Origin of the sequence: Acinetobacter sp. ANC 4173 (assembly GCF_004331255.1) — a bacterium.
Taxonomy (GTDB): domain Bacteria; phylum Pseudomonadota; class Gammaproteobacteria; order Pseudomonadales; family Moraxellaceae; genus Acinetobacter.
Window position 1 is genome coordinate 74,838 of sequence record NZ_SJOF01000013.1, and the last position, 26,061, is coordinate 100,898.

At 39.0% G+C, this 26,061-nt stretch carries 22 protein-coding genes and 1 pseudogene; 11 read left to right on the forward strand and 12 right to left on the reverse strand.

The genetic code is table 11. The features are described 5' to 3' along the window. The first annotated feature begins 13 nt into the window (after positions 1 to 13). Complete coding sequence (locus E0H94_RS14495; protein ID WP_131327157.1) at positions 14 to 1,447, forward strand: hypothetical protein; 1,434 nt, start codon at positions 14 to 16, stop codon at positions 1,445 to 1,447. A 295-nt stretch (positions 1,448 to 1,742) separates the two neighbouring features. Here E0H94_RS14495 and E0H94_RS18525 read toward each other — a convergent pair whose 3' ends face one another. Continuing rightward, complete coding sequence (locus tag E0H94_RS18525) at positions 1,743 to 1,895, reverse strand: hypothetical protein (RefSeq protein ID WP_165495618.1); 153 nt, start codon at positions 1,893 to 1,895, stop codon at positions 1,743 to 1,745. Here E0H94_RS18525 and E0H94_RS14500 point away from each other — a divergent pair. Beyond that, the gene (locus E0H94_RS14500; protein ID WP_131327158.1) at positions 1,894 to 2,097 is read left to right on the forward strand and encodes an amino acid transport protein; all 204 of its coding nucleotides are present in this window, start codon (positions 1,894 to 1,896) and stop codon (positions 2,095 to 2,097) included. The two genes, E0H94_RS18525 and E0H94_RS14500, sit on opposite strands and share 2 nt — an antisense overlap. Here E0H94_RS14500 and E0H94_RS14505 read toward each other — a convergent pair. Both E0H94_RS14505 and E0H94_RS14510 read right to left on the reverse strand, forming a co-directional pair. Continuing rightward, positions 2,094 to 2,561 carry a hypothetical protein gene (locus E0H94_RS14505; protein ID WP_131327159.1) on the reverse strand — a complete coding sequence of 156 codons (468 nt, stop codon included), beginning with the start codon at positions 2,559 to 2,561 and terminating at the stop codon, positions 2,094 to 2,096. The two genes, E0H94_RS14500 and E0H94_RS14505, sit on opposite strands and share 4 nt — an antisense overlap. 140 nt (positions 2,562 to 2,701) lie before the next feature. Further along, positions 2,702 to 3,922: an MFS transporter gene (locus E0H94_RS14510; RefSeq protein ID WP_131327160.1), complete on the reverse strand. Its 1,221-nt coding sequence runs from the start codon at positions 3,920 to 3,922 to the stop codon at positions 2,702 to 2,704. A 102-nt stretch (positions 3,923 to 4,024) separates the two neighbouring features. On the opposite strand from E0H94_RS14510, the gene E0H94_RS14515 reads away from it, so the two are divergent. Continuing rightward, complete coding sequence (locus tag E0H94_RS14515) at positions 4,025 to 4,807, forward strand: AraC family transcriptional regulator (protein ID WP_131327175.1); 783 nt, start codon at positions 4,025 to 4,027, stop codon at positions 4,805 to 4,807. Positions 4,808 to 4,826: 19 nt separating this feature from the next. Here E0H94_RS14515 and def read toward each other — a convergent pair whose 3' ends face one another. From def to E0H94_RS14530, 3 genes are all read right to left on the reverse strand, one after another. After that, positions 4,827 to 5,312: a peptide deformylase gene (gene def, locus E0H94_RS14520; protein ID WP_131327161.1), complete on the reverse strand. Its 486-nt coding sequence runs from the start codon at positions 5,310 to 5,312 to the stop codon at positions 4,827 to 4,829. 216 nt (positions 5,313 to 5,528) lie between these two features. Then, positions 5,529 to 6,110, reverse strand: a complete 582-nt coding sequence (locus E0H94_RS14525; protein WP_131327162.1) for a HutD family protein — start codon at positions 6,108 to 6,110, stop codon at positions 5,529 to 5,531. An 853-nt stretch (positions 6,111 to 6,963) separates the two neighbouring features. Beyond that, positions 6,964 to 7,725, reverse strand: coding sequence for a TorF family putative porin (locus tag E0H94_RS14530; RefSeq protein WP_131327163.1), 762 nt, complete (start codon positions 7,723 to 7,725; stop codon positions 6,964 to 6,966). Positions 7,726 to 8,572: 847 nt separating this feature from the next. Between E0H94_RS14530 and E0H94_RS14535 the strand changes: the two genes are divergently transcribed. The 6 genes from E0H94_RS14535 to tcuB all read left to right on the forward strand — a co-directional run bounded on the left by E0H94_RS14535 (position 8,573) and on the right by tcuB (position 15,666). Further along, a complete protein-coding gene (locus tag E0H94_RS14535) occupies positions 8,573 to 9,502 on the forward strand; it encodes a LysR family transcriptional regulator (protein ID WP_131322246.1) in 930 nt (309 codons plus the stop codon). Positions 9,503 to 9,780: 278 nt separating this feature from the next. Next, positions 9,781 to 11,091, forward strand: coding sequence for an MFS transporter (locus E0H94_RS14545; protein WP_131327164.1), 1,311 nt, complete (start codon positions 9,781 to 9,783; stop codon positions 11,089 to 11,091). Between the two features lie 86 nt (positions 11,092 to 11,177). Beyond that, positions 11,178 to 11,972, forward strand: coding sequence for a substrate-binding domain-containing protein (locus E0H94_RS14550; RefSeq protein WP_205679303.1), 795 nt, complete (start codon positions 11,178 to 11,180; stop codon positions 11,970 to 11,972). Between the two features lie 131 nt (positions 11,973 to 12,103). After that, positions 12,104 to 13,033, forward strand: coding sequence for a LysR family transcriptional regulator (locus E0H94_RS14555; protein ID WP_009390620.1), 930 nt, complete (start codon positions 12,104 to 12,106; stop codon positions 13,031 to 13,033). Between the two features lie 103 nt (positions 13,034 to 13,136). Then, positions 13,137 to 14,543, forward strand: coding sequence for an FAD-dependent tricarballylate dehydrogenase TcuA (tcuA, locus tag E0H94_RS14560; protein WP_131327165.1), 1,407 nt, complete (start codon positions 13,137 to 13,139; stop codon positions 14,541 to 14,543). Continuing rightward, on the forward strand, positions 14,533 to 15,666 hold the full coding sequence (gene tcuB, locus E0H94_RS14565; protein ID WP_131327166.1) for a tricarballylate utilization 4Fe-4S protein TcuB: 1,134 nt from the start codon (positions 14,533 to 14,535) through the stop codon (positions 15,664 to 15,666). Before tcuA ends, tcuB begins: the two co-directional genes overlap by 11 nt. A gap of 77 nt (positions 15,667 to 15,743) precedes the next feature. Here the strand turns inward: tcuB and E0H94_RS14570 are convergent, their stop codons facing one another. Further along, positions 15,744 to 16,277 carry an HPP family protein gene (locus tag E0H94_RS14570; RefSeq protein ID WP_131327167.1) on the reverse strand — a complete coding sequence of 178 codons (534 nt, stop codon included), beginning with the start codon at positions 16,275 to 16,277 and terminating at the stop codon, positions 15,744 to 15,746. Between the two features lie 97 nt (positions 16,278 to 16,374). Here E0H94_RS14570 and E0H94_RS14575 point away from each other — a divergent pair, with 97 nt between their 5' ends. Beyond that, complete coding sequence (locus E0H94_RS14575; RefSeq protein WP_131327168.1) at positions 16,375 to 16,935, forward strand: TetR/AcrR family transcriptional regulator; 561 nt, start codon at positions 16,375 to 16,377, stop codon at positions 16,933 to 16,935. Position 16,936: 1 nt separating this feature from the next. After that, positions 16,937 to 17,596 (forward strand): VOC family protein, encoded by a 660-nt coding sequence (locus E0H94_RS14580; RefSeq protein ID WP_131327169.1) that lies wholly within the window; start codon positions 16,937 to 16,939, stop codon positions 17,594 to 17,596. An 86-nt stretch (positions 17,597 to 17,682) separates the two neighbouring features. Here the strand turns inward: E0H94_RS14580 and E0H94_RS14585 are convergent. The 5 genes and pseudogenes from E0H94_RS14585 to E0H94_RS18935 form a co-directional block, all read right to left on the reverse strand. After that, positions 17,683 to 17,913: pseudogene (locus E0H94_RS14585) on the reverse strand (CoA transferase); the annotation flags it as partial. A gap of 810 nt (positions 17,914 to 18,723) precedes the next feature. Further along, entirely contained in the window at positions 18,724 to 20,160 is a 1,437-nt protein-coding gene (locus E0H94_RS14590; protein WP_131327170.1) for an HlyD family type I secretion periplasmic adaptor subunit, read from the reverse strand. Beyond that, the gene (locus E0H94_RS14595) at positions 20,157 to 22,289 is read right to left on the reverse strand and encodes a type I secretion system permease/ATPase (RefSeq protein WP_131327171.1); all 2,133 of its coding nucleotides are present in this window, start codon (positions 22,287 to 22,289) and stop codon (positions 20,157 to 20,159) included. Before E0H94_RS14595 ends, E0H94_RS14590 begins: the two co-directional genes overlap by 4 nt. A 69-nt stretch (positions 22,290 to 22,358) precedes the next feature. After that, positions 22,359 to 23,741, reverse strand: a complete 1,383-nt coding sequence (locus E0H94_RS14600) for a TolC family outer membrane protein (RefSeq protein WP_131327172.1) — start codon at positions 23,739 to 23,741, stop codon at positions 22,359 to 22,361. 157 nt (positions 23,742 to 23,898) lie between these two features. Beyond that, positions 23,899 to 26,061: Ig-like domain-containing protein (locus E0H94_RS18935; RefSeq protein WP_131327173.1), on the reverse strand; the 2,163-nt coding region annotated here is incomplete at its 5' end.

Sequence of the window (26,061 nt, forward strand, 5' to 3'; positions counted from 1 at the left end):
ATTGTAGTAGAAAATGTCTCAATTTCCAAATTTAACTTTAAAAAACAACTATATTTTAATTGCAACTTCAAATAGTAAAGAAAAAGATGCCGTACGTTCAAAATTAAAATTTAAGAAAAAATTTTCTCTCACATCAAAAATACATGTGTATCTTGGTATTTTAGATAATTTACCTACAATTCATATAAATGGTAGTAGTGGTGGATCTACAGATGATTCTATTGGAAAAATTTTAAACTATTGTTTGCTTCAAAAAATACTTCCAGCTCCATCAGTCATTTTCTTAGTTGGTTTTTGTTGGGGCAACCCTAATCTTGTTAGTTTAAATGATACCATTTTATGTACTGAGATAGAATCTTCAAATCAAACTAGGTTCTATAAAGATAGTAAAGAATTCAAGTCACAAAATATTCAAAGTACCTTAAACTCAAAAATATTTTTTGAGCCGTTACTTAATGAGTATATAGATTTAAAATTTAATAAACTCATAAGTTTTGATTGCTATGTAGCAGATACCCAACAGAGAGATCTTCTGACATTATCTAGACCAGAAATAGGTGGTGGTGAAATGGAAGGTTGGGCTTTCATTAGTAATTTAAATCCAATGCCATGGATCATAGTAAAATCCGTCTCAGATTTAGCAAATGACTCTACCAATCGAGATGAGCAAGAAAAATGTGCACAAAAATCTGCTAATTTAATTAGTATTGTTAGTAAAACTCTAATTACTGAAGAAGCAATAGATATTACTCCTATCCAAGAAAATACAGATTTAATTAACCTTCTTATTAATCATGAAATAAAAATAATTTCTTCAGAATTACCCTCTAACAAATATGACTTAAATAACTATTTAAGTAAAAATATTTATCCATTACTAGAGAAAAAATTATTAAACTATGATTATATCAAGCAAGACAATAATTTAATTAAACATTTTTGCATTTTAATTCTTGAAATGATTCAAAACTCTATAACCCACGGAAAATCAAATCAAGTTTCCATTTTATTTGACCGAAATACAATAAAATACAAAGATAACTGTATATTTCATGATCCAAACACAGAAACCGATAATAAAGGTGGGGGAAAAACATCATGGAAATACATCAAGACAAATTACATCGAAAAAAATACTATTTCCTATAGATACTATGATGAAAAATATCAATTTACATTCAATAATATTGAATTTTTGGAAAATATTCCAACTGAATGCATAGTAAAGTATGATATTCCTACTGAACCAAGTGATCTATGCAAAAATATTTTATTAGATTTTAGTACTTATAGAATGGGGTCTTTACACCCATTATTATTTATAATTTGTAAAAAGCAATTACTTGCAGGAAAATTTATTTACATTAAAATTAACAATGAAATTCAAGTTATGCAATTCCAAGAGCTAGTATTCGAATTCCCCGAATCCATTAAATTTTATTATTAAATATTGGTAAGCCTCCTTTTTTAAAAGTTGACTGCTTTAAATAAGCTACACCATCTAACTATTTCATTATTATTCATTCTCAGGTCTCAGTAACTTTATACCCCCACTAAGTCAAAACTTTATCACTGCCCTGATCTGTTTCTAAACTCTCATGCATAGAATGTTATCCACCATAACATTCTATCACTAAAATTATTATACTCTTCCCTTTAGAAGCAATATTTCTCTTGCCATTGATTAGGATTAGAGAAAGTTAAAAAATCTGCTTACCACCGAACATTAATCATAAAAATTTTTAAGCATCAGTCATATTGTTACGTAAATCACGCGCTGGAAGTTTTAAGCGCTTGTTATAAGGTTGCATCACGACGCTCTTATTTTTAAATATTCTTTTAAGAATCTTGGCATAATATCTGCCAGAGAATAACAATGCACGAAACATCATCATGAACGCAACCCAACTCTTTCTCGGCGTGATCTTTAGCTCAATTGGTTTAGGCTATTTCCTTTATGGTAAAAAACAAAAACTGACTGTGCCCTTTGTTGTCGGTCTAGTTCTAATGGTTTTCCCTTATTTTATTGAAAGCAATATTTTGCTGAGTAGCATTGGTATTTTTCTCTCTATAATCCCCTATTTTTTACGCTTTTAAAGTGATTTAGCGGTTTCAAGCAATTCAAATTTAATGTCGATCACATTCCAGTGGTGCATCATCTCGCGTAAAAATACAAAGTAAACCAGACTGAATACACCCTGTTCCGCCACTTTACACACATAATATTCACGACGTTCGATAAACTCATTAAAGCCACTTTCAAGCTGTACTCGATCTATGCTGTGCTGATTCGGGAAAAATAAGCTCAACACTTGTTGAAATAAAGCATCCGCACTGATTGCATTTTTGGGCGGAGCATATTGGATGGGAACCGATTCTAATATTTCTTCAATCACATAAATCATCAACTCGATGGCTAGTTCGTCTAGTACACCATGACGCATACTATTCGATTTGATGAATTGTAAGCCTTTATCAATCTGAAAGTGCTGCCCATCTCGTTCAAAGCTAAGCTGCTCCAAACCTAAGGAAAATTTTATTGCAGCATCGGGAGTAGTCATAACATTCATCCTCCAGAATCAAAACGGTTCATCCATCGTTGCATTGGTTTTGGACACAACAACCATGCCAAAAACAAACGCGCCATCTTGTTCATCTTCTAAGATAGCGCGTCTGAGTATAAAGTTCTGCGGTTTTCAGTTTAATTTGCTTGGGTCTTCGGTAAAAATGCGGTGGCAAAACCCAGTAATGGCAATAACGAACACACGCCAAATACCCATTCAATACCCTTTAAATCTGCCAAATAGCCCAATCCTGCTGCGGCAATCCCACTCACTCCAAACATTAAACCAAACATTAAGCCTGCAATCATGCCCACTCGACCAGGCACAGCTTCTTGTGCGTAGACCACCATGGCAGCAAAGGCAGAAGACAGCACTAAACCTGTCATAACTGACAATACCGTGGTCCAGAACAGATTGGCAAAAGGCATCATTAAAGCGAAGGGTGCCATGCCGACAAAGGACACCCAAATCACCGCTTTACGTCCAATTTTGTCGCCAATTGGCCCACCTACAAAGGTTCCCAATGCCACCGCAGCCAAGAATGCAAACAAATGTAACTGTGCCGATTGCAGGCTGATATGGAATTTATGCATCAAGTAAAAAGTAAAGTAATTACTGATACTGGCAATATAAGTAAATTTGGCGAACATCAACACGCAGATGGTCGAAAGTGCAATGGTCAGTTGACGTCCATGCAGTTTGCTTTGCACTTGTTGTGTCTTGGCTGCCAATTGTTTTTTACTGTAGCCGATACTCCAACGACTCACACCAAACAATACCCAAATGGCAAGTAATGCAAACACAATCAGCAATGCCACAGCATGCTGTCCAAAAGGCACAATAATCAGTGCCGCCAATAAAGGTCCAATAGCTGTACCGGTATTACCTCCCACCTGAAAGGTCGATTGTGCTGTGCCAAAGCGTCCACCCGATGCCATACGCGCCACGCGGGAAGCTTCGGGATGAAAGGTCGATGACCCCACCCCAATCAATGCAGATGCGATAAGCAATACTGTAAAATTCGGTGAAAATGCCAACAGCAAAATACCACTAAAAGTCACCAACATGCCCATTGGCAGCAAATAAGGTTTTGGATGCTTGTCGGTATATAATCCAATCCAAGGTTGCAGGAGCGATGCCGTGATTTGATAGACCAATGAAATCAGTCCAACTTGAGCAAAGCTCAGCGAGAAATTGGTTTTCAGCATCGGATAAATTGCAGGAAGAACGGCTTGAATCAGGTCATTCAATAAATGTGCCAGAGCTACAGCACCCACAATTTTTACAATCATTCCTTGTGGCTGAAGATTTGCCACAGCTTCATCCATGCTTTCCTTCGTCTGCATTGAAGACGTCATAGCTGAAAAACTCCAATCATTGATATTTCAACTAATATTGTAAAATGTCATTCGTGGCGTTATCTTCCAACAATCCCTGTATAAGTGACAAATTTCATGAAAATGTCTAATTCACTGATTGAAACGGAAATGTCCGAACTGGTGATTGGACGTTCATCTGAGCATACTTATCGAGAAATTACTCCTGCACATAGCCATTCACGAGCGCAATTTTTGTACGCCTCGACCGGAATTATTCAAGTCTTTACACCCAATCATGTTTGGTTGATTCCTCCCATGTGTGCGTTATGGATTCCTGCACATATTGAACATAGTGTAATTTCTTTAAGTCGGGTCAAAATGAATACTGCACTGGTCGAAGCTCAAGCAGCATCAGTATTGGGTCAACAGTGTTTTATTATTCGGGTCAGCAAGTTATTGCATGAATTATTGATTCGTTTAAATGTGATTGAACATATTCCTGTGTCTGAATTACTCAGTTCGGCAGAGCTTTCTCGTGCAATACAAATTCTGATTTTTGATGAAATTCAGAAAGCCAATTCTTTACCCATTCAGATTCCTTGGCCCCAAGACAAACGCCTATTAAGTATATGCCAAACGCTATTACACGAACCTCAACACCATAAGGACTTAAGCACATGGTCAGATGAAATTGGTACCAGTGCCAGAACCCTGATGCGGATGTTCCAAAAGGAAACTGGGATGTCGTATCGGGCATGGCTGCAACGAATGCATATTGCACAAGCCTTAAGTAAAATTGCCAGCGGCGAATCTGTTGCACAAATTTCTAGAGCACTGGGATACAGCAATCCAAGCGCATTTAGTGCCATGTTTAAACGACATTTAGGGCAAACACCGCAGCAATTTAAATATACAGATGAATAGGAGGATGACCCAATATCGCTTAGGCCGTTAATCGGTCGACAAACAAAATACCATTGAGGTGATCCACTTCATGTTGCACAATGCGTGCTGGAAATCCTTCAAAAGTTGTTTCCATAACATCACCTTCTAATGTGTGATAAAGCACTCTAATGACTTGTGCACGCTCAACCTGCGCACGTTGATTTGGCACACTTAAACAACCTTCTTCGCCCAAACAAGTCACTTCAGAAAACTCTAAAATTTGTGGATTGACCATGACTACAGGCTGCATCTCCGATGCATCGGGATAACGTGGATTCGGACGCGACGCAACAATAATCACCTGTTTAGAAATATACAATTGCGGTGCAGCAATCCCGACACCATTACGCTCTAGCATGGTTGCATGCATGGCTGAAGCCAATTGCATCAGCCATTCACTATTAAACTCTGCTTCGGCAACAGGCGCAGCTTTTAATTTTAAGATGTCTTCTCCGCGTTGGGCAACGGGTAAAATCACGCTCATACACTGTTCCTAAGATCAAAACTCAACGATTGGTTTTCATCTATTCTGAACCAGTTATACGCAAATTGAAATCGGTAGTTTAATGATGAACTTCTAGCCTTTATCTATTCTTGTGCAACGCTTGGCAGTTCAAATGGACTTTTTTACTCCACGGTTTGCTCAAGTCTGGTAACACTAAGTACGTCGAGATCTTGCCTGAATATGTAGTTTATTCTGTTAAATTTTGCTTAATTCAATCCAGCAGCATTGCCGTACAGTAGATGCAGGAAAAACAAGATGTTTCACATTTTGATTGGAATGCATGTAGATGCTCTGGTGTCGCTCAAGCTTAAAGTGTTGGCCATCTACAAACAATTCGAGTGCTGAAATACTTTGATTAAAGATAAACACCACATCTGCTGAGGAGAAAAACTCAAGTGCTGATGAAGTTTCCATCCATTGATAACGGGCAGTATAACGCTGCGGTGAATAGATTAAGTTAAAGTCACGGATCGCCTCTGCCAGTAGATTACAACTGACTAAACTATCACCAGCAAATTGTACCGACTGTAATGTCTTTAAAGTGAGCGCTACTCCATCAATATTCAGGTGAATGCCAGTACCATCCAACACCGTCAAAAAGCGTTGCATACCATTAAACTGAGAAAAGGTTCCCGAAGTCGTGACATCTGCCATGGAAATGCGCCAATCAAACTCGGTTAAATTCTCACCTGCACTACGCGCCAGTTCTAAGGTATAACCTGCTCCATTTTTCCAAGGCATTTTTTTATAGTGATTTACCGTAAGTAACTCGATCATGGCGTAAAGTTCTCTTTTAAATCATAACAATTGCCTAGGCAAAACAGTCATGCCTTTGTAATAAGCTAGTGGTTTGACCATGCACAGCGACAATGAATAAATAAGATTCTTTCTTTTGAATTTTCAAACCGTTATACACTTTGGTTAGCGCTTAAACAGCAGTGACAATGTGTTCTTTCCATCCCATCAGCAATCAACCTTCGTCTGTTAATGCTGGGTTAACCCTCCGATGGCTACAATTCAATCCAGCATCTGATTTATCTTAACCTAGCATACACTTATTTGTATATACAGGATTATACATAATAATTAATCTTACCATGATGTCTCAGCGTCGCGACTTGATCGCCCATTAATGGATTTGTTGCACAAAGCTGTTCGTAAATCCTTATTCAGCAATATAATTCTCAGATGAATACACCACAGCAAAATCTATCGTTCCAGCAATTCGTTTACTGAGAATCAAACTCAGATCAACCGAGAAACTTTATCAATCTCATTTAATTTCTATTCTGCTAAGGGAAAATGTGAAGCTTGGAGAGAGATAAAAACTCTCCCGCAAGCAAGAAAAGAGCTGCTTCAAATAGTGAACTGATGAGGCAGACCATCTCCCCGAGTGGTCACTTAAATTTGAGTAGATCGAGATAAATTTACCTTTTGAATCTTTGCACAACAGTGCCAATTACACATAACAACCGTATAAACCCCATTAGCATAAGTTTAGAAATGTTCTTATAAAAGCAAGTATTCGCCAAATTAATTTCGATAACTACAAAGAATTATTCCAGTTCTCAGAATAACCCTTTGTTGTCATGATGTTCTGAATCAGCCCCATTTAAAAGATGAAAAATTTTTAGAATTCCTTGGTAATACTAAAAATCACAGCATCATCTGCATAATTTAATTCTTTGTTGATATTTGAGTCGACATAATACAAATCAAAAATAAAATCATTATAGTTATAATTTCCGCCTAATTTATAATCATAATATGAGTCTTCTTGGTCTGTTGCCCATAAAACATCATAAGCCTCGTGACTTGAAAATTTGTTATATCCAACTTGGGCATAAGTATTCCAATTTTTAGCGACCGGATAATTATAACTGGCTTCATAACGCAGCATTTCCCCAGTATTGAAAAAATACTCTGGGGAATAATAAAAGGTAAAATTTAATGCATCATCTTCAGTTAATAAACTCATACCTGTTACAGCAATAGAATATTCCTCATAGTCCGTATCGGTTAAAGATTTATACGAACCTGGATAATTAATATCTGCATATTGAATATTGAGCTGAAGGTGATCATTAACTAAATAGTCATATCCTAAATAATAATCCAGCTCTATACTACTCCCAATATCAAGCTCACTGTTCGAAGCAAAAAGTTGCGCATATAAACCAGAGTCATGATCTATACGTAAAGTACCTTGTATAGCAGGATCACCTTCCGTTTGTGAATAACCACGCGAATAGTAATCAGTTAAAAAAGAAACCGTACCACTGGTTGAAAAACCTTTTAAGATATTTGATTGTTCGACAGTTTCCGCGTGTACACTCGAAATTGCCATTACCACCCATAAACCGCATACTAGCTTATTTTTCAAATTTTGCATTTAATCAATTCCATGATTTTTATTTGGTTTTTTATTGTCATGCTTTTTTTAAGAAAGCATAGAACCAATTTACATAATTCGATAGGAACCATTCCACGAATAAATATTAATTATATTTTTCAAAGACTTTTTTTATTTTATCTAAAAATACAGCAATTTAAGTGACCATTGAAATGTAAAATTACAAAATAACGATCTTGAATTGCATTTAAGTGAATAAAATATCCAATCCTCTTACAAACTATATGCACAATATCGATATGCAATTCATCTGCCTGATAAAAACATTAATGGCTATCATTGAATAAACGAGATCAAATCAATAATGATGAATGAATATGCTATAAAATCATGCTCAGATTTAAAAAAAATATGAGTTGATAAATTCATACTTTTGAATCATCGAACTTAATATTGATCAGATAAAACAAGGTCTGAAGAGATGGGTCCTCCCCTTCAGACCTTAAGAAGCATTAAATATCTTTGCTCTATGCCCTTAATTTGAACTTTTTTGAGTAAAGATACGAGAGCCATTTAATGATGGTGAAAGAGTGCCAATTGATTTTTTGTTCTTTATGTTGAATACCCATGCCAGTATTGATTAGTGCTGAGCTTTAGCTTAACAAATGAGGATTTTGTATATAAATTCAATGTAAGCATTGGTATGATTGAAATTCATCATTATTATTGGAAAAATATCATATTAAGTGAGTTATAAAATATTTATCGTATCGAAAAATTTCTACTTAATTTAAACATTTTTCTGGCAACACTGATAACATCCACTTTATTCATTAACTTGCTTTATTGAAGTATCGGACACCTAAACGCAAAAGAATATATTTTCATGGAAATCAAACAAATAAAATATTTTTTGACGGTAGTTGAAGCAGGCAGTATTGGTAAAGCTGCCCAAAAACTCGATGTTGGCGCTTCGGCCATTAGTCAGCAAATTAGTAAGCTAGAACAAGAGCTAAGCATTCGCTTATTACAGCGTAATGCCTTTGGCGTCACGCCTACACCCGCAGGTCTGGCCTTTTTAAAACACTCTCAACTTATTTTGCGTCAAGTTAACTTCGCAATAGATGCGGCGCATTCAGCACGGCTTTCTGGTCATGTCAGCCTTGGTTTTCCACCGACCATTACCGCTTTAATTGGCATCCCTTTAATGAAACTAATGTCTGAGCGCTACCCAGACATTCGTCTAGAAATTGTGGAAACCCTGTCGGGCAACCTGATTCAGTCGATTAATTCGCGTCAGCTTGATATTGCCATTATTTTTACCAATGAAATTGATAAACAGTGGTCAATACAGCCTTTGGTACGCGAACAAATGTATCTAATGGCACGCAAAGAAGTGCTTGAAAAATACGGTCTTGCCGACTGTATCAAAAGTGGGATTATCCAGTCTCAACAAATCGGTGATATTCCTTTAGTACTACCGCGGCAGCGTCATAGCTTAAGAAAATTGCTTGAACACAAGATTGGACAGCTTAATGTCGTCTATGAAATTGATGGTCTACACTTACTCATGGACAGCCTGATTCACCTTGACCTTGCAAGCATTCGCCCTGGAAGTGCCTGTCTGCAAGAATATAAACATAAGCTTCAACTACTTAAGTTGATTGATCCTGAAGTTGAGCGAATCAATTACTTGGTGAGCCTTGCCGAAGAAGAATTGTCACCTGCTGCACTCGCTGCAAAATCGGCAATTAAAGCGTGTGTGAAAGAGTTAATTCAAAATCAAATTTGGCCGTGTTCTGAAATTATTTTATAAAGAGTCATTAATTTTATTAAAGACCTAATTAATTTTGCCCTCTCACTCCCTCCTGCTGTTTGAGATTACATTTTCTTTCGAATGATAAGTGGATTTCTGTTTATCGAATTATAGATGTGTAGTTTGAACTGGAAACAAGGCATCACATTTTCTACGAGGAACACCTTTAAATCTCATCTCTAACCCATTTGCCATTTAGGTTTATTGAATGCGTCGATTTAAAGCCCTTTATTGAAGATCGTGAATGTTTCCATTTTGTCAGGCCAAGGAGGTCTCCAATGGATGTCGTGAATAACCGTAAGGCAACTTTTAAAAAAATATTAAATGTAACGAGTGGCAACTTTTTAGAACAGTACGATTTTTTTCTTTTTGGTTTCTATGCCACTTATATCGCAGCAAAATTTTTCCACTCTGAAAATGAATATGTCTCTTTAATGATGACATTTACCGTATTTGCTGCGGGCTTTCTTATGCGTCCTCTCGGCGCTATTTTCTTGGGCGCTTATGTCGACAGAGTTGGTCGACGTAAAGGTCTTATTGTGACTTTAAGCCTTATGGCAATCGGAACCATCTTAATTACCTTTGTACCGGGTTATGAAACCATCGGTATTATTGCGCCAATTTTGGTGGTGATTGGACGTCTATTACAAGGCTTCTCGGCGGGTGTTGAATCTGGCGGTGTATCAATTTATCTAGCTGAAATTGCAACGGATAAAAACCGTGGATTTATCACAAGCTGGCAATCTGGCAGCCAACAAATTGCGGTTGTGTTTGCAGCATTACTTGGCTACTGGCTCAACACCATTTTAACTCATGCTCAAGTGGGTGAATGGGGCTGGCGTATTCCATTCTTAATTGGTTGTTTGATTATTCCTTTAATCTTCTTGTTCCGTCGTACGTTAGAAGAAACTGAAGACTTTAAAGCGCAAAAAACTCATCCATCGACCAAAGAAATTTTCAGCACGCTTGCAAGCAACTGGCGCATCGTACTTGCGGGCATGATGATGAGTGCTATGACCACAACCACGTTCTATTTCATTACGGTTTACACCACGGTGTATGCAAAACGTACTTTAGAAATGTCAGTAACAGACAGCCTTTTAGCGACTGTGTTTGTGGGTTTATCGAATTTCTTCTGGTTACCAATGGGTGGCTTACTTTCAGACAAAATTGGTCGTCGCCCAGTTTTAGTCGGCATTACAACCCTTGCCATCTTTACAACATATCCGGTTTTAAGCTGGTTGGTGAGCGACATTAGTTTTACCAATCTGATTATTACGCTTGCTTACTTCTCATTCTTCTTTGGTCTGTACAACGGCACTATGGTCGCAACACTTGCTGAAGTAATGCCAAAACGCGTACGTACAGTTGGCTTCTCTTTAGCTTTTAGTCTTGCAGCCGCTATTTTTGGTGGTATGACCCCAATTGCATGTACATATCTAGTTGAACACACAGGCAATGCAAGCACACCTGCATTCTGGCTGATGTTAGCAGCGGTATGTAGCCTCATCTCAAGCCTATATTTATGTCGCGGTTCTAAGCAGAAGAATGCTGACCCAATTGCTGAAGCTACAAAGGTTAGCGCTTAAAACAACAACTTCACCTGAAATTTTAATGAACAGTACGGCGCATGTTGCAGCCGTACTGTGCTCTGCTGTCATTAAAGTGAGATACTATGAAAAAGTCCCCTATCTTCATGACCATTTGCCTAGCTGGTGCAGGCTTAGGCTCAACTTTTGCTAATGCAGATACACTTGAAGTGATTAGCTCAGGCGGTTTCTATTCATCTATGGAAAAACTCATTCCCATATTTGAAAAACAAACTGGTCACACGGTTCACCTTTCGTCTGGTTCATCAATGGGTGCGTCGCCAACGGCGATTCCAAATCGACTCGATCGTGGTGAACATTTTGATGTGGTGGTGTTAGCGGCTCCTGAACTGAACAAGCTCATAGAAAAGGGTTATGTAAACCCAAATTCGCAAAGTGCTTTGGTGAATTCAAGCATTGGTATGGCTGTTCCAAAAGGTGCGCCAAAACCAGACATTAGTTCTGCTGCAAAATTCGAAAAGGTTTTATTAAATGCCAAGCACATCGGCTATTCCGCAAGTGCAAGCGGTACGCATCTTGAAAAAGATGTTTTTCCAAGCTTCCCACCTGTCGAGTACAAAGTGATTTCTGGTAAAGCAGAAAAAGTGGTAGGTGACCGCGTTGCAAAACGTATTGCCGAAGGTCAGTTTGATATTGGTTTCCAGCAAATTAGTGAAATTAAACCTTTTGCTGGCCAATATGGTCAAGTTGATTTAGTCGGTCCAATTCCTGCGCCTTATCAAAAAGTCACTGTGTTTGCAGCAGGCATTGGTAAAAACTCTGAACATGAAAAAGTCGCAAAAGAACTCATCAAATTTGTGAAGTCACCACAAGCAACACAAATTATTGAAGAACAGGGTCTTGAGCAGGTTAAGCAATAAAAGCTCTAAAAGGCAACGTCTTGAGGTGATGTTGCCTTTACTCTGTTGGTGGTTTACTCAGAGTAATAGAACAAAATCTATAGAGATAAACCAGTGTAGAATAACCAAAAAAGGTCAATGTAGTATTTGCCGTGGAACTCAAACAATTAAAGTATTTTATTGCGGTGATCGAGTCAGGAAGCTTGGGTAAAGCTGCAAAAAATCTCGATATTGGAACGTCTGCATTAAGTCAGCAAATCTCAAAATTAGAAAGCGAGCTTTCCATTCGCCTTTTACAACGCACTGCTTTGGGTACAGTTCCCACCCCTGCAGGTTTAGCTTTTTTTCAACAGGTTCAACTGGCGCTTAGGCACTTAGACCATGCCGTAGACTCTGCACACTCTTCACGTTTAAGTGGTCATGTCACCGTCGGTTTTTCGCCAAGTGTCGCATCGGTTATTGGCACGCACTTTTTAAAACTCATGAGAAACCGTTATCCCGACATTAAAGTCCGTTTAATTGAAGGCTTATCTGGCGATCTCAAGGCCTTAGTTAATGCAAGGCAGCTCGATGTTGCCATCATCTTTAGTGACGATGTCGACCCACAGTGGGCCATACAGCCTTTAGTCAAAGAACAGATGTTTTTAATCTCGCCAAAAGAAGTGCTGAGTCAGTACCACCTTGAAAGTTGTATCGACACTCAAACCATTACTCATCCACAGCTTAAAGAACTTCCGCTAATTTTACCGAGCCAGCGACATGGACTGCGCTTGTTGCTCGAACAGAAAATTCATCAGCTTAAAGTGGCCTATGAAATTGATGGACTACACTTGTTAATGGAAAGTATTAGCCAACTCGAAATGGCAACCATCCAACCTGCGGGCGCATCGTTAAACTCACGGCAAGACTTATGTTTGCTCCGCGTTGTAGAACCCGCCATTGAGCGTATTAACTATTTGATTAGTCTCTCCGAAGAAGAACTCTCACCTGCAACTTTAGCCACCAAAGTGGTGATTCGTGCTTGTGTCACCAACCTGATTAATGAAAAGCGTTGGCCCGGTGCGAAACTCATAAACACTTAAGACTTTAGTGTTTATTTTTACTAAATACCCATTCAAGCTTAGCCTCTCACTTCACTTTCCCTTTTAAAGCTACATTAGCCTTAGCTGAGAAAGGGAGAAATCCATGCATGATGTGATTGTAATTGGTGGTGGAAATGCCGCACTCTGTGCGGCGCTCACGGCAAAAGAAAGAGGTGCTTCTGTGCTTGTAATAGAAGCAGCACCTAAAGAATGGCGTGGTGGTAACTCACAACACACTCGTAACCTTCGCTGCATGCATGATGCCCCTCAAGATGTATTGGTCGATGCCTACCCCGAAGAAGAATATTGGCAAGACCTATTAAAAGTCACTGCCGGAAAAACCAATGAACACTTAGCTCGTCTCGTTATTCGTAGCACGGCGACCTGTCGTGACTGGATGCGTAAACATGGTGTGAATTTTCAGCCACCACTATCGGGTGCTTTGCATGTTGCACGTACCAATGCCTTTTTTATGGGTGGTGGTAAAGCCCTCATGAATGCATATTACCGAAGTGCCCAAGAACTTGGCATTCAGATTTTATACAACACAAAAATTAAAGACCTCAAGTTAAACCAAGGACATTTTGAAGCTGCAATTGCGGAAGATGGTCGTGTGTTTAAAGCAAAAAGCTGTGTATTGGCCGCAGGTGGTTTTGAGTCAAATCTGGAATGGTTAAGAGACGCATGGGGACAAAATGAAAACGGCGAATGGCCTGCCGATAATTTCATTATTCGCGGAACCCGCTTTAATCAGGGCAACTTGCTTAAATTTATGATAGATCAAGGCGCCGATATTATTGGTGATCCATCACAATCGCATTGCGTCGCTGTAGATGCACGAGCCCCCTTATATGACGGCGGCATCTGCACCCGTATTGACTGCGTTTCATTAGGTATTGTGGTCAATAACAAAGCCGAACGTTTTTACGATGAAGGTGAAGACTTCTGGCCAAAACGTTATGCAATTTGGGGGAGACTTGTTGCAAAACAGCCACAGCAAATTGCCTATTCCATTATCGACTCAAAAGCGATTGGTCGCTTTATGCCACCTGTGTTTGCAGGTGTAAAAGCAAATAGCATTCAAGAGTTAGCCGAAAAAATCGGGCTAGATGCAAAAACCTTATGTCACACTGTAGAAGAATTTAATCAAGCCTGCGTACAAGGCACCTTTAACCATACCGTTTTAGATGACTGCACCACCCAAAATATTGTTCCCAACAAAACCCACTGGGCAGTTCCTCTCGATCAACCACCCTTCTATGCCTATGCGCTTAAACCCGGCATTACCTTTACCTATTTAGGCTTAAAAGTCGAAGACGATGCTGCTGTACGTTTTAACAATAAAGCCAGCCGCAACCTGTTTGTCGCAGGAGAAATGATGGCAGGTAACGTACTCGGTCAGGGTTATACCGCAGGCGTTGGTATGTCGATTGGCACGACCTTTGGACGCATTGCCGGAAAAAATGCAGCCCACTATGCACTTTCACAAGGAGTTGAACATGAATGCTAGTACTAAAGCCCTAATTCCAGTTGTTCAGCTCTCTGACCATGAGCAGGAAGTTCAAAGAGCGCTACAGATTTGTAATGCTTGTCGTTACTGTGAGTCATTTTGTGCTGTATTTACGGCCATGACCAAGCGTCTTGAGTTTAATCAAGCCGATATTCATTACCTCGCAAATCTGTGCCATAACTGTGGTGCATGTTTACACGCTTGCCAATATGCCCCGCCACATGAGTTTGGTGTCAATATTCCAAAAGCGATGGCGCAAGTACGTTTGGAAACTTACCAAGAGTTTGCGACCCCTCAGCCTTTAGGCCGACTTTATAAGTCTGTCGGGATTCCTTTTGTTTCTGCGTTATCACTCATTTTCTTTTTATGCATGTTAGCTGTGGTGTGGTACAAAGGCACCGACTTGTTTGCAGGCTATCAGGGTAATTTCTATGCGATTTTTCCGCATAACTTCTTGGCTCTACTTTTTGGAGCGACTTTTACAGTTGCGATTGTTTTGCTCGGCATTGGGATTAGTAAATTCTGGCGACAAACATCTAAAGTTATTCACGGCAAAGTTGAGAAACCAGACCTTATTCAAGCCTCTCAAAATGTTTTAACACTTAAATATTTAGACGGTGGGCATGGTAAAGGTTGTAATGAGCAAGATGACCGTTACACACAAATCCGCCGTGTGTTCCATCACCTTACTTTTTATGGCTTTATGCTTTGCTTTGCAGCCACAGGTGTAGCGACTTTATATCACTACTTCCTTAACCTACATGCGCCTTACCCTATCTTTAGCTTGCCTGTTATTTTGGGTACGTTGGGTGGGTTTGGCTTAGTAATTGGGCCATCTAGCTTACTCTATTTAAATCTTAAACGCCATCCATTACATGGTGACCGCGAGCAAAAACCTGTAGATCGAGGCTTTATTTTCCTTTTAATTTTAGTCAGTGCTTCAGGCTTAGCTCTTATGGCATTTCGCAATACACCTTACATGGCACTTTTACTGATTTTCCATTTAGCTACGGTCATGACCTTCTTTATTACCATACCATTTGGAAAGTTCGCACACGGTTTTTACCGCAGCGCTTCTTTACTCAAATTTGCCATCGAAGAACGTATTTCTAAAAAGTCATAATTTCATTCAAAAGTATTCACTATCTTGGCGTAGTGAATACTTTCATTATTTTAAGCTCAAAATACTTCATACCTTCCCTACTTTTTACTATTTAAAATTCCCAAACCATACATCGGCCACTTGCTACTCGCCTTAATATTATTAATCAGCATCGCTACCAAAACTAAAGACACTGCACCAACCAAAACAGGAAAAATTAGAAAACTCCACTCATAATGTATGCTGCTCGCAGTAAGCAAAATAACCAAAGGATTGGCCCCAGCAGGTGGATGAACGCATTTAAAAATCTGCATGAGTGCAATGGCGCAGCCCACTGATAAAGCAATTGTAAAAATCGAAACACCAACAAATTTTAGAAAAAACAAACCCACAAAAGCCGAGATAAGATGCCCAAATATTATATTTCTCGGCTGTGCCAAAGGTGACTGAGACACGGTATAGAGCAATACACAGGTTGCACCAAACGGTGCCATGATAAAGATATTGTGTGTGAGCTTACTCAACCACAGAAGTATAAAAATACTGACCGTACCCCCAACAAGGCTTCTTAAAACATCAATTTTAGTGGGCGATGGAGCCAGTTTTTCTTTGCCATAAAAGATCGAGAACATGGTTTTTTCCTCAAATAAAAATTTGCTTTTTAAAAAGCATATAGATAAAATTCCAAATAGTACAGATCTGTACTATTTTATTTTTTGGAAAAGACACATGTCAAAATCTGCCTTAAAAATATTAGATACAGCCGAGAAGTTATTTAATGAAAATAGTTTTGTCGGGGTTGGCGTCGACCTGATTCGCGATGAATCTGGCTGCTCTAAAACCACCATGTACACCTATTATAAAAATAAAAATCAACTGGTTAAGTCTGTACTCGTTGCACGGGATGAACGGTTTAAGCAAAGCCTTTTGGGCTATGTGGGAGATGCAACGGGGTTAGAAGCCATCAATAAAATTCTGGATTGGCACACCAATTGGTTTAGGCAAGATTTTTTTAAGGGCTGTTTATTTGTAAGAGCAGTCGCTGAATCTAATCAAGATGACCAAGACATTATTTCTATTTCTAAAGCCCATAAACAATGGATTAAAGTACTGATTGCACAAAACTGCAAGGTACCGAATGGTGAAGCTTTATCTGAGCTGATCTATACGGTGATTGAAGGCCTCATTAGCCGCTTTTTAGTCGATGGTTTCGATGAAACACTTGCGATAAACATGAAAAATTCTATTAATCAATTATTTAATATTCATCAACAAAACATGAGAACTTAAAATGGAAGTGGACCATATTTTTATTTGTGTAAAACCAGAAGCTCCTGAAGCTGAAACTTTAAAAAAATTTGGTCTCACAGAAGGTTCATCCAATAAGCATGCGGGTCAAGGAACAGAAAACAGACGCTTTTTCTTTAAAAATAGCTTTATCGAATTAATCTTTTTAAATAACCCAGATGAAGCCTCAAGTGATCTCACAAAACCCACCCTGCTGTTTGAGCGTCTAAGCGCTAAAGACAATATCGCGTCCCCTTTTGGAATTTGTTTTCGTCCTAAGAATAAAGATGATAATGGCGCAAAATTTCCTCATTGGGTTTACAAGCCAAGCTATTTACCAGCCAACTTAGAAGTAAATGTTGCCAAAGATTCTGTGGTATCTGAACCGATGTGGTTCTTCCTTTCATTTGCTTCACGACCAGACCTTGCCGCAAAAGAAAAACAACAACCACTTGTCCATAACAAAGATTTATCAGAAATCACCGCGATTAAGGTTTTTATTCCAAACCTAGAGCAGCACCCTACTTCATTACTGTTCAATACGCTTGATGATTTTGAAGTGACCGATGGATTAGAGCATTTAATGGAAATTAGTTTTGATCATGAGCCTCAAGGAATGATTCATGATTTCAGACCAGAGCTGCCGCTTATTTTTAAATATTAAAACGCTTATTTTTTAATAAAAAAACTGTGATTTATTGCAAATCACAGTTTTTATTTAAATTAAATCACATGAAAAACGGCAATAGCTTAAGCAATTTTTCCATCAATAATGCCCTTCTCTTTTAGTGCAACCAATTCTTCTGCTATTTTAAAGCTCGATAAGATTTGAGCAGTATGTTCACCTAACTCTGGCGGTGCGTGATGGTATTCAACAGGAGTATCAGATAGCTTGATCGGTGAGCCAATCGTTTGGAAGTTTTCATTTAAACGATGAGGAATATTCACCACCAAATTGCGATGTACGATTTGTGGTCTGGCAGGAGAATGGATTTTCCCGTGATAGTTACCAATATTTGATTGAGGTTGCCCAATTCAATTTGGGCTATTACCAACCTTTTTTTCATTTAAAGATTCATTCATAAGCTCTTTTTTTATCTATTTAAAACATCTTTCCGAAGCCGTAAGTTTAGGATGATTCATATTTTTATACTTATTTGCTAAATTATCCTATTTTACATCCAAAATTTGATGGGAGATCTATCGTGGCGTAAAACCATAGATAAAAAATAAGCCCTTGTAATAACAAGGGCTTATTTAGATATTTGGCGGAAGCGGTGACATTCAAATCAAAAAATTAATATATTGTTTTATAATATAAAATTATTTTAGATTTAATTTTTTACTACAAAAAGGTTACTTCATCATTTGTTTGTATTTTACCCATTGAACACCATTTTATTCAGTAATTTGGTGATTGTACATTAGGTAAAATGCTTTATAACACATCTTTAATCTGAGTCCGATATAAAGAAGAATAGAAAAAATCCCTGTATTTTTAACATATGGGTTTTCAAGAAAAAATTGGCCAGACTGGGTTTAGGGGAGACAATTTATAGAGCAATGTAGCGGCAAATTCTCTGCTTTTTATGTTACATGAATCATATTCAATCAATGTTCCGCGACTTTGATTAGCTTAGATAAAATATTAAGCTAACAGACAAAATATTTATACTCAGTAAAACTAACTAGAGATTTATAAAAAGCCTCTCCGTTTTATAGGAAGATTACTCGAAAGATAAATGATTCGCTTACCATATCCCTGAATAAATAAGCGAATCACAGGGAAAATTAACGCTCTGTTAAAGCATTACTTTTTGCTTTTAAGATTGGTTTAAGAAGGTAGGAAAGGATGCTTTTCTTGCCTGTCATAATATCCAGTTGCACGGTCATACCAGGGATTACAGATAGATTTCGACCAAAAGTAGGACGATCTGTTACTGCACGTACAATGTAATATGTATTGCCCTTTTCATCAGTAAAAGTATCAGGGCTAATATGTTTTACCTTAGCTTCCATACCACCATAAATAGAAAAGTCATAAGCATTAAACTTAATTACCGCAGGTAACCCAGGTCGAATAAATGCAATATCTTTTGGTGATACTTTTGCTTCTACAATTAACTGACCATCAACAGGTACAATTTCAGCGACCTGATCACTCGGTTTGACTACACCACCAATCGTATTAAAGAAAATCTTTTGTACAATACCATTTGCAGGTGAACGAATATCCGTCGTTTTAACACGATCAGCTACACCTGAAATACTTTGTTTCAAGCTTACCAATTGTGCTTGTGCTTCTGCCAATTCATTTCGCCACTGATTTTTCAAACTCACTGCGGCTTCTGATGTACGGGATTGTGCCTCCCCAATAGAAGATTGAGAAGCTCTTAGATTTGCAGCGGCCTGTTTACGCTCACCATCCGCATTCGAAACATCCCGTTCCAAACGTAAAAGATCCATCTCGGAAACTGCACCCGTCTTAATTAATGGACGAGTTGTATTTAACTCTTTCACAGCCATCTGATAAGCACGTTCAGCTTGTGCCAATGCAGCCTGTGCCCGTTGCGACTCACCTTGTCGGGTAGAAACCGCACCTTGATTGGTCATGGTACGTTGGCTCAACTCTCTCAAGCTCTCACTATAATATTGACTTTCCTGTGTCAATATTTGCGCTGCTTCACTTGGTGAAACACCTTCTGGCACAGCACTTGAAGCATATGTTGCGCCACTGACCTGTGCAGTTAAACGCTTCACTTTAGTTTGTAACGCAAAAATCTTGGCATTGACTTCATTTAAATTGGAGACAAAGCGAGTAGGATCAATCCGAACTAATAAATCTCCTTTTTTAACGTGCTCTCCCTCCTGAACATAAACTTTTTCAACAACACCACCATCAACAGATTGAATCACCTGCATTTGTTGTGATGGGATGACTTTCCCTTCACCTTTGGTAATTTCATCGATTGTCGCAAATGCAGACCAGATCAACAATACAAAGAAGATCAGTACAATCAAGTACAAAATGCCTCTTGCTCGAACTGGAGTTTGTGACTGGGTCACTTCTTGAATCTGGCTTTGCCAATCATCAAGATCTTGATAAGGTTTATTCTTAAATAGCCCTAAACGTCCTAATACCTTCATCCAAAGTTTTTCAGAGTGTTCAATGCCTCTCCCAACACTGTCAAATAATTTCTCGCGCTGAATTTTGTCATGTTTACTCATGCTTCAGCTCCTTCTTTGCGTTGCTTAGGCATTATTGTTGTCAGTACAGTATCTTTTGGGCCATCAGCGATCACCTTACCATCTTCCATCACGATAATCCGATCAACCAAATGTAATAAAGACGGTTTATGCGTAACTAAAATAAGCGTTTGTTGTGCACTCATATATTGCTTTAAGTTATGAATAACTTGATTTTCAAGTGCTGCATCCATGGCGCTAGTTGGCTCATCAAACAGTAAAATATTGGCTTGTTGAGCAATCGCTCTTGCTACTGCGACCGCTTGACGTTGTCCGCCCGATAAATGTGAACCGGCCTCACCAACCTGCATGGATAAACCATCTTTATGTGCTTTTAAAACGCGTACCAATCCCGATACGATAAGACTTTGTTCCAAAGCATCACGTTGAATATGTGGATTGCCCAAAGTAATATTGGATAACACTGTACCATTCAATAAATGAATATCTTGTGGGATATAGCCAATATTGCTACGCAGTTCAGCAGGATCTATCTGGGAGATATGGGTACCATCAATTGAGACTGTTCCTTCAGTTGGTTTGTACAATGCCAATAATAATTTTTGAATTGAACTTTTCCCGGAACCAATCTGTCCTAAGATTGCAACTTTTTCGCCTGCTTTAATATGAAAAGAAACATTATCCAAAGCCAAGTGTGCATCTTCAGCATAACGTAAGCTGACATTTTTCAGTTCAATATCGCCACTAATATGAGGATGACTGACCCAACCTTTGAGCTGTTCTCTTTCCTGTTCTGCTGCAACCATTTGGTTTAAACTTTTTAAGGCACTGGAGGCTTGATAATATTGAGTCAACAATCCTGCCGCTTGAGCAATCGGTGCTGTAGCACGAACCGCCAACATATAACAGGCAATCAATGCACCTTGTGAAAGTTGTCCATCAATAATCAGATAAACCCCCATAATAATAATGACCACACCGATCGTTTGCTGTATCCATCCAGCAAAACTAGCAACGGTCCCGCCTAAAAAACGTAATCGGGAAGAATAATGGATCACAAATGCTGAAGCTTTCTCCCAAACAGTTTGAGTGCGACTACTGGCATTAAAGCTTTTAATCGTTTCAGAGGCTGTTAAGCTTTCGATCAAGAAGGAGTTACGCTGTTGTGATGCTTCGGTCATGGCTTCAGACAATTGCTTTAACTGTAAATGTACTGATAAACCATAGAGTAAAATAATGAATGAACCGATCAGTATGGGCACAATGAATTGCCAAGCAATCATGCCAATGACTATCAGGAATAAAAAGAAAAAGGGGAAATCAATTAAACTGATGAGTGTTAATGAACTGCAAAAACTACGAATTGACTCGAAAGACTGAATATTCGCAGCGGTGACCCCGACAGGGGCTTCGTTTTCCATTCTACGACCTAAAACTTTTTCCATAATATAGGCAGAAAGTTTTTGGTCGGAACGGCTTGAAGCCAAATCCAGAAAATAGCTACGGATCAACTTTAAGGCAAAATCAGCAGTTAAAACTACAAAAATGCCGAGGCTAAGTACCCATAAAGTTTCTATCGCATGATTAGGAACAACTCGATCATATATATTCATTATGAATAACGGCATGATCAAAGCAAAGAGGTTTACAACAAGAGCAGCGAGTAAAATATCTTTATAAATTTTTCTGTTATCTCGGATTACGCCCCAAAACCAGTGTTGATCACTTTTTTCTAATTTAACTTTATTATCAACAATAAATTGGCGTTGCTGGACATAAATGACTGTCCCCAGATAATCTGCCTGCAATACCTCTAATGAAACCTGACTAACAGTGTCTCCTAACTCTGGAAAATAGACCATAGCCTGTTGGGCTTGTAGATCCAGTTCATAAAGAATACAAACTTTATTATCTTTTAATAACAAGATTGCAGGTAAAATATGTATATTAATCTGTTGTATGGGCTGTTGCACCATATTACTGCTCAGTCCAATACGTTCGGCAGCTCTGGCAAAATGTAATGGAGTCAGGCGTCCTAACTTTTGCGGAAGACCTGATAATATGCCTTCCTGTGTAATATGAATTTCATTTTCCCTTGCAATGCGAATCAGACAGCTTGCCAAAGGATCAAATACAGAATTTGTCGCCACAAAAACACCATTCAAAAAATAGAGTTGGTGATATCACACAACTCCATATCATTTATTACTAATTCAACATTATTCCGCAGAGGCTTGCACGGCAGCGCCACATACATTGGCATTGTTAATGCTACGTTTATTGCTCACATCAGATGGTGTTGGCATGTTGTCACGCTGGATACCCAAAGCAGGTAATAATTGCCCCGTACTGCTTAATGTTTGTAATTGTGCAATTTTGAGGTTGTATTGTGCATTCGTATAACTACGATTGGCCTGGAAAGCTTCATTTTCAGAATCTAATACATCCAGTAAGCTACGACGGCCAATGTCGAATTGATCATTATATGCTTTTACTACTGCAGCAGATTCATCACGATGACGTTGTAACCATTCCATTTGACGATTTAAATTATCGACATTATCCCAAGCAATGGCAGTCGTTTGGCGAAGATCAACGCAAGCTTTATTTTTTAAATCATCAGCCAATAACATACGTTGATTAGCAGCACGAGTTGCTGAACGGTCAGCCCCCCCATTAAATAAATTATAAGTCAAACGCAGCTCAACAGCACTGTCTTGACCGTAATCACGTGGATCTAACTGGTCGTCAAAACTGTTACGATTTTCATAAAGCCCAGTACGTGCCACAAACGATAGTTTCGGGAACATATTGGATTTGTATTCTTCAGCATTGGCACGTGCATACTCGATTTCACTCAGTGCTGCTCGTAAGCTATTGCTATTTTCATAAGCCCCTGCAACAGCTGCGTCTCGGCTAGCTGGAATCACAGCATTCAACTGCACAGGTTGTAAGTAAACATCAGGTGATTGACCAACTAAACGAATATATCCTGTCGTAACATCATTTAAGTTGGCTTGTTCAGTCATCATATTGGTTTGTGCTAAGGACAAACGACCGGTAATTTGTGCTAAATCGGCACGATTACCTACACCTTGATCGGCACGTTGTTTAATTTGACTATATACACGAAAATGATTGTTATAGTTGGTTTGCGCCAATCCAACCAACTCACGATAACGCTGTACATCCATGTAAGCTTGTGCTGTTTCCAGTGCTTTTTGTTCTACGCCTGCATTGAGTTCATAGTACTTTTTCAATGCAGCATAATCACTTTGCTCGACTTTATTTTTAATGCGGAAACCATCAAATAAAACTTGAGTCAAGGAAATCTCTGCCTGTCCCTGATTAAACCAGTTACGATCATCAAAATCACGCTCACCTTTACCATAGGCAGCATTTAAATCGATAGAAGGTAAATATCCTGCTTTTGCCTGATTTTTATTTTCCATTGATTCCTGAAATGAACGCCATTGCACCTGTATTTCCGGGTTATTTTCAATTGCTTGTTTCGTTACCGAACGAATATCTGTTGCATTTGCATTCAATGAAATAACCGATGCAATCGCTAAAATAGAAGCCGTTAAAGCCGTATGTTTCACAAGGATTCCCCTTAGATTTTGGTATTCAATTTAGGCAATGTTCGTTATTCATTACCTATGTATTTGTTGACTTTTCAGATCACAACATGATTAATTTTCTAAAAAATATGCACAGCTTCGCATGGAAGATAGACGAGCTATCTTCCAGCATAGGGTTTTAGGTGGTTTGGAAATTGGTTTTGGTAATCATATCATTTAGATCACTAAATGTTTGATTTTCAACAACTATACTCACATGATTAGTATTGGTCGTGTTATGAATATCAATAGTATTCCCTGAGACACTGACATAGTTACCTAATGTCACCATCGTGTTATCCCAGCCCAGTGCATTCAATAAAGCTTTGGCATCGATTTTGTCACCTTCGGCTTTACTAAAGTCTTTGATGATATCTGTTGAAGCATCGGCATCAGTAAGACCATTGGCAACAAGAGTACTCAGGCCTGTCGCCTGTTTGCCCCAAACAAAGGTATCTGCGCCAGTACTGCCATTTAGAATATCGCTACCTGCACCACCAATCAGAATATCGTTACCTGCACCAGCATATAACTGGTCACTGCCAACATTGCCAAACAATGTGTCATTGCCTAGGTCACCAAAGAGTCGATCATCTCCTGTTCCCCCATCAAAGTAATCATTACCTGTTGTTCCTCTAAAATCTTCATCAATACTATGTAAGGTAATTGAAATCGGTTTCGTCGTTGTAAGTGCATCACCATCGCTATCCACTGCACCAACACTAATATTGGTAATAGTCTGATTGACTGCACCTTCACCACTAATGCTAGTGAGACCGATACGTGCACTATCAGAAGCACTGACTCCCGAAAAGGTCAAGTTTTGAAAACTTCCGCCGGTAAATGTTGATACAGGTAGAGTGAATGTTCCATTTTGACCATCAATCGTTGTCCAGCCAGGACCACCAACACTAATAATTCCTGTGCCCACGATATTGCCAAATTCATCTCTGGCAATGTAGCTCATCTGTTCTGAACCTGTTAAACCATTTACTTTTAATACCATGCCGGTCATCTTGGTCCCGAAATCCAGGTTAAGAACTTCGCCGCCATCAATCCAGTTATTCGAAACGCCAAAGAAACCCTGGTTGGTATTTACAGTACTTGCTGTGCCATTCTCTGTACTACTCAGGTTAATTTCAAAAATCTGACCATTGTCACCATATAAATATGTACCTGGCGTATTCCCGCCTTTCAGACTGCCTGCAAAGTTAGTTGCCGTATAAGTTGTTGGATCCAACTTAACATGCATTTCAATGCTGTACGTATCCGTACTTAAATCACCTCGAATCGTGAAGACAGCTGTTCCATCGCTTGCTTTGGCAATCAATGAACCATCGGGCTGCGCTTCATAATGTAAGCGCATACCTTTATAGGTTGGATAGGTTGTTTTGGTTGCACCACCGTCAGGATCAATATAAGTTGACTGAATATCACCCGCTGGTGCTGTAAATACAACTTTTGCCTGACTACCATTGTCTGCACCAATATGAATGTTCAAGTCACCTTTTACTGGAGATACTCCAATATCGGTAGTAACTGTAATATTGGCTGTTGGATTACCACTGTTTTGTGTGCTATCCCAAATTGGACTATCATCTTCAATAGCGACATTGATCGTGGTACTTTGTTTGACATTATTCAGGTCCGTTACAGTCAGCCCCACACCAAATGAAAGCACATCTTCAAGATTTGCTGTTGCATGATCAACCTGATCAAGTAAAGTCACTTGATATTGACCTGAAGCATTCACCTGTATTCGTACTACATCAATACCAGCAGCCTGACCAACCAGAGTCGCAGTACCTACACCTACCCATGTGATTGCCACACCGTTACTGGTGAGTGGAGTTACTGGCGCAGTCAAGGCATAGCTATATCCCGTACTCGCATTGGTATTAAATACGGTCGTCCATGCTGTTGTGGCCAAATTAGTTGTATCCGATGAGCCTGTGGTATCCGGGTTTGATACAAAGTTTGAATTAGCATTGGTTAAACCTTCTTCAGATACTCGTGGTTGCAAGTTATTGAGAAGTGTAAATGGCGGTGTCGTTACGGTCACTGTTACGGTGGCGGTTTCAGCGACCCCGGTACTGCCGATCGCGGTATAGGTGAAGCTATCGCTACCACTGAAGCCGGCATTCGCTGTGTATTTCACGGTGCCGTCTGGGTTGATGCTGACGCTGCCGTTGGCTCCTTGCGTCACACTGCTGACTGCAACGCTACTGCCTTCAAATGAGTCATTCGCAAGTACATTGATATTGACCGACTGGCCGCTGCTGACCGTGGCGGTATCATTAAA

Excerpts from the sequence above, each read along its gene's own strand:
- tcuB (WP_131327166.1), top strand. The coding sequence starts at position 14,533 with ATGAATGCTAGTACTAAAGCCCTAATTCCAGTTGTTCAGCTCTCTGAC.
- E0H94_RS14525 (WP_131327162.1), bottom strand. The coding sequence starts at position 6,110 with ATGATCGAGTTACTTACGGTAAATCACTATAAAAAAATGCCTTGGAAA.
- E0H94_RS14505 (WP_131327159.1), bottom strand. The coding sequence starts at position 2,561 with ATGACTACTCCCGATGCTGCAATAAAATTTTCCTTAGGTTTGGAGCAG.
- E0H94_RS14530 (WP_131327163.1), bottom strand. The coding sequence starts at position 7,725 with ATGCAAAATTTGAAAAATAAGCTAGTATGCGGTTTATGGGTGGTAATG.
- E0H94_RS14570 (WP_131327167.1), bottom strand. The coding sequence starts at position 16,277 with ATGTTCTCGATCTTTTATGGCAAAGAAAAACTGGCTCCATCGCCCACT.
- def (WP_131327161.1), bottom strand. The coding sequence starts at position 5,312 with ATGAGCGTGATTTTACCCGTTGCCCAACGCGGAGAAGACATCTTAAAA.
- E0H94_RS14550 (WP_205679303.1), top strand. The coding sequence starts at position 11,178 with ATGAAAAAGTCCCCTATCTTCATGACCATTTGCCTAGCTGGTGCAGGC.
- E0H94_RS14515 (WP_131327175.1), top strand. The coding sequence starts at position 4,025 with ATGTCTAATTCACTGATTGAAACGGAAATGTCCGAACTGGTGATTGGA.
- E0H94_RS14580 (WP_131327169.1), top strand. The coding sequence starts at position 16,937 with ATGGAAGTGGACCATATTTTTATTTGTGTAAAACCAGAAGCTCCTGAA.
- tcuA (WP_131327165.1), top strand. The coding sequence starts at position 13,137 with ATGCATGATGTGATTGTAATTGGTGGTGGAAATGCCGCACTCTGTGCG.
- E0H94_RS14495 (WP_131327157.1), top strand. The coding sequence starts at position 14 with ATGTCTCAATTTCCAAATTTAACTTTAAAAAACAACTATATTTTAATT.
- E0H94_RS18525 (WP_165495618.1), bottom strand. The coding sequence starts at position 1,895 with ATGATGATGTTTCGTGCATTGTTATTCTCTGGCAGATATTATGCCAAG.
- E0H94_RS14500 (WP_131327158.1), top strand. The coding sequence starts at position 1,894 with ATGAACGCAACCCAACTCTTTCTCGGCGTGATCTTTAGCTCAATTGGT.
- E0H94_RS14590 (WP_131327170.1), bottom strand. The coding sequence starts at position 20,160 with ATGAGTAAACATGACAAAATTCAGCGCGAGAAATTATTTGACAGTGTT.
- E0H94_RS14510 (WP_131327160.1), bottom strand. The coding sequence starts at position 3,922 with ATGACGTCTTCAATGCAGACGAAGGAAAGCATGGATGAAGCTGTGGCA.
- E0H94_RS14545 (WP_131327164.1), top strand. The coding sequence starts at position 9,781 with ATGGATGTCGTGAATAACCGTAAGGCAACTTTTAAAAAAATATTAAAT.
- E0H94_RS14575 (WP_131327168.1), top strand. The coding sequence starts at position 16,375 with ATGTCAAAATCTGCCTTAAAAATATTAGATACAGCCGAGAAGTTATTT.
- E0H94_RS14535 (WP_131322246.1), top strand. The coding sequence starts at position 8,573 with ATGGAAATCAAACAAATAAAATATTTTTTGACGGTAGTTGAAGCAGGC.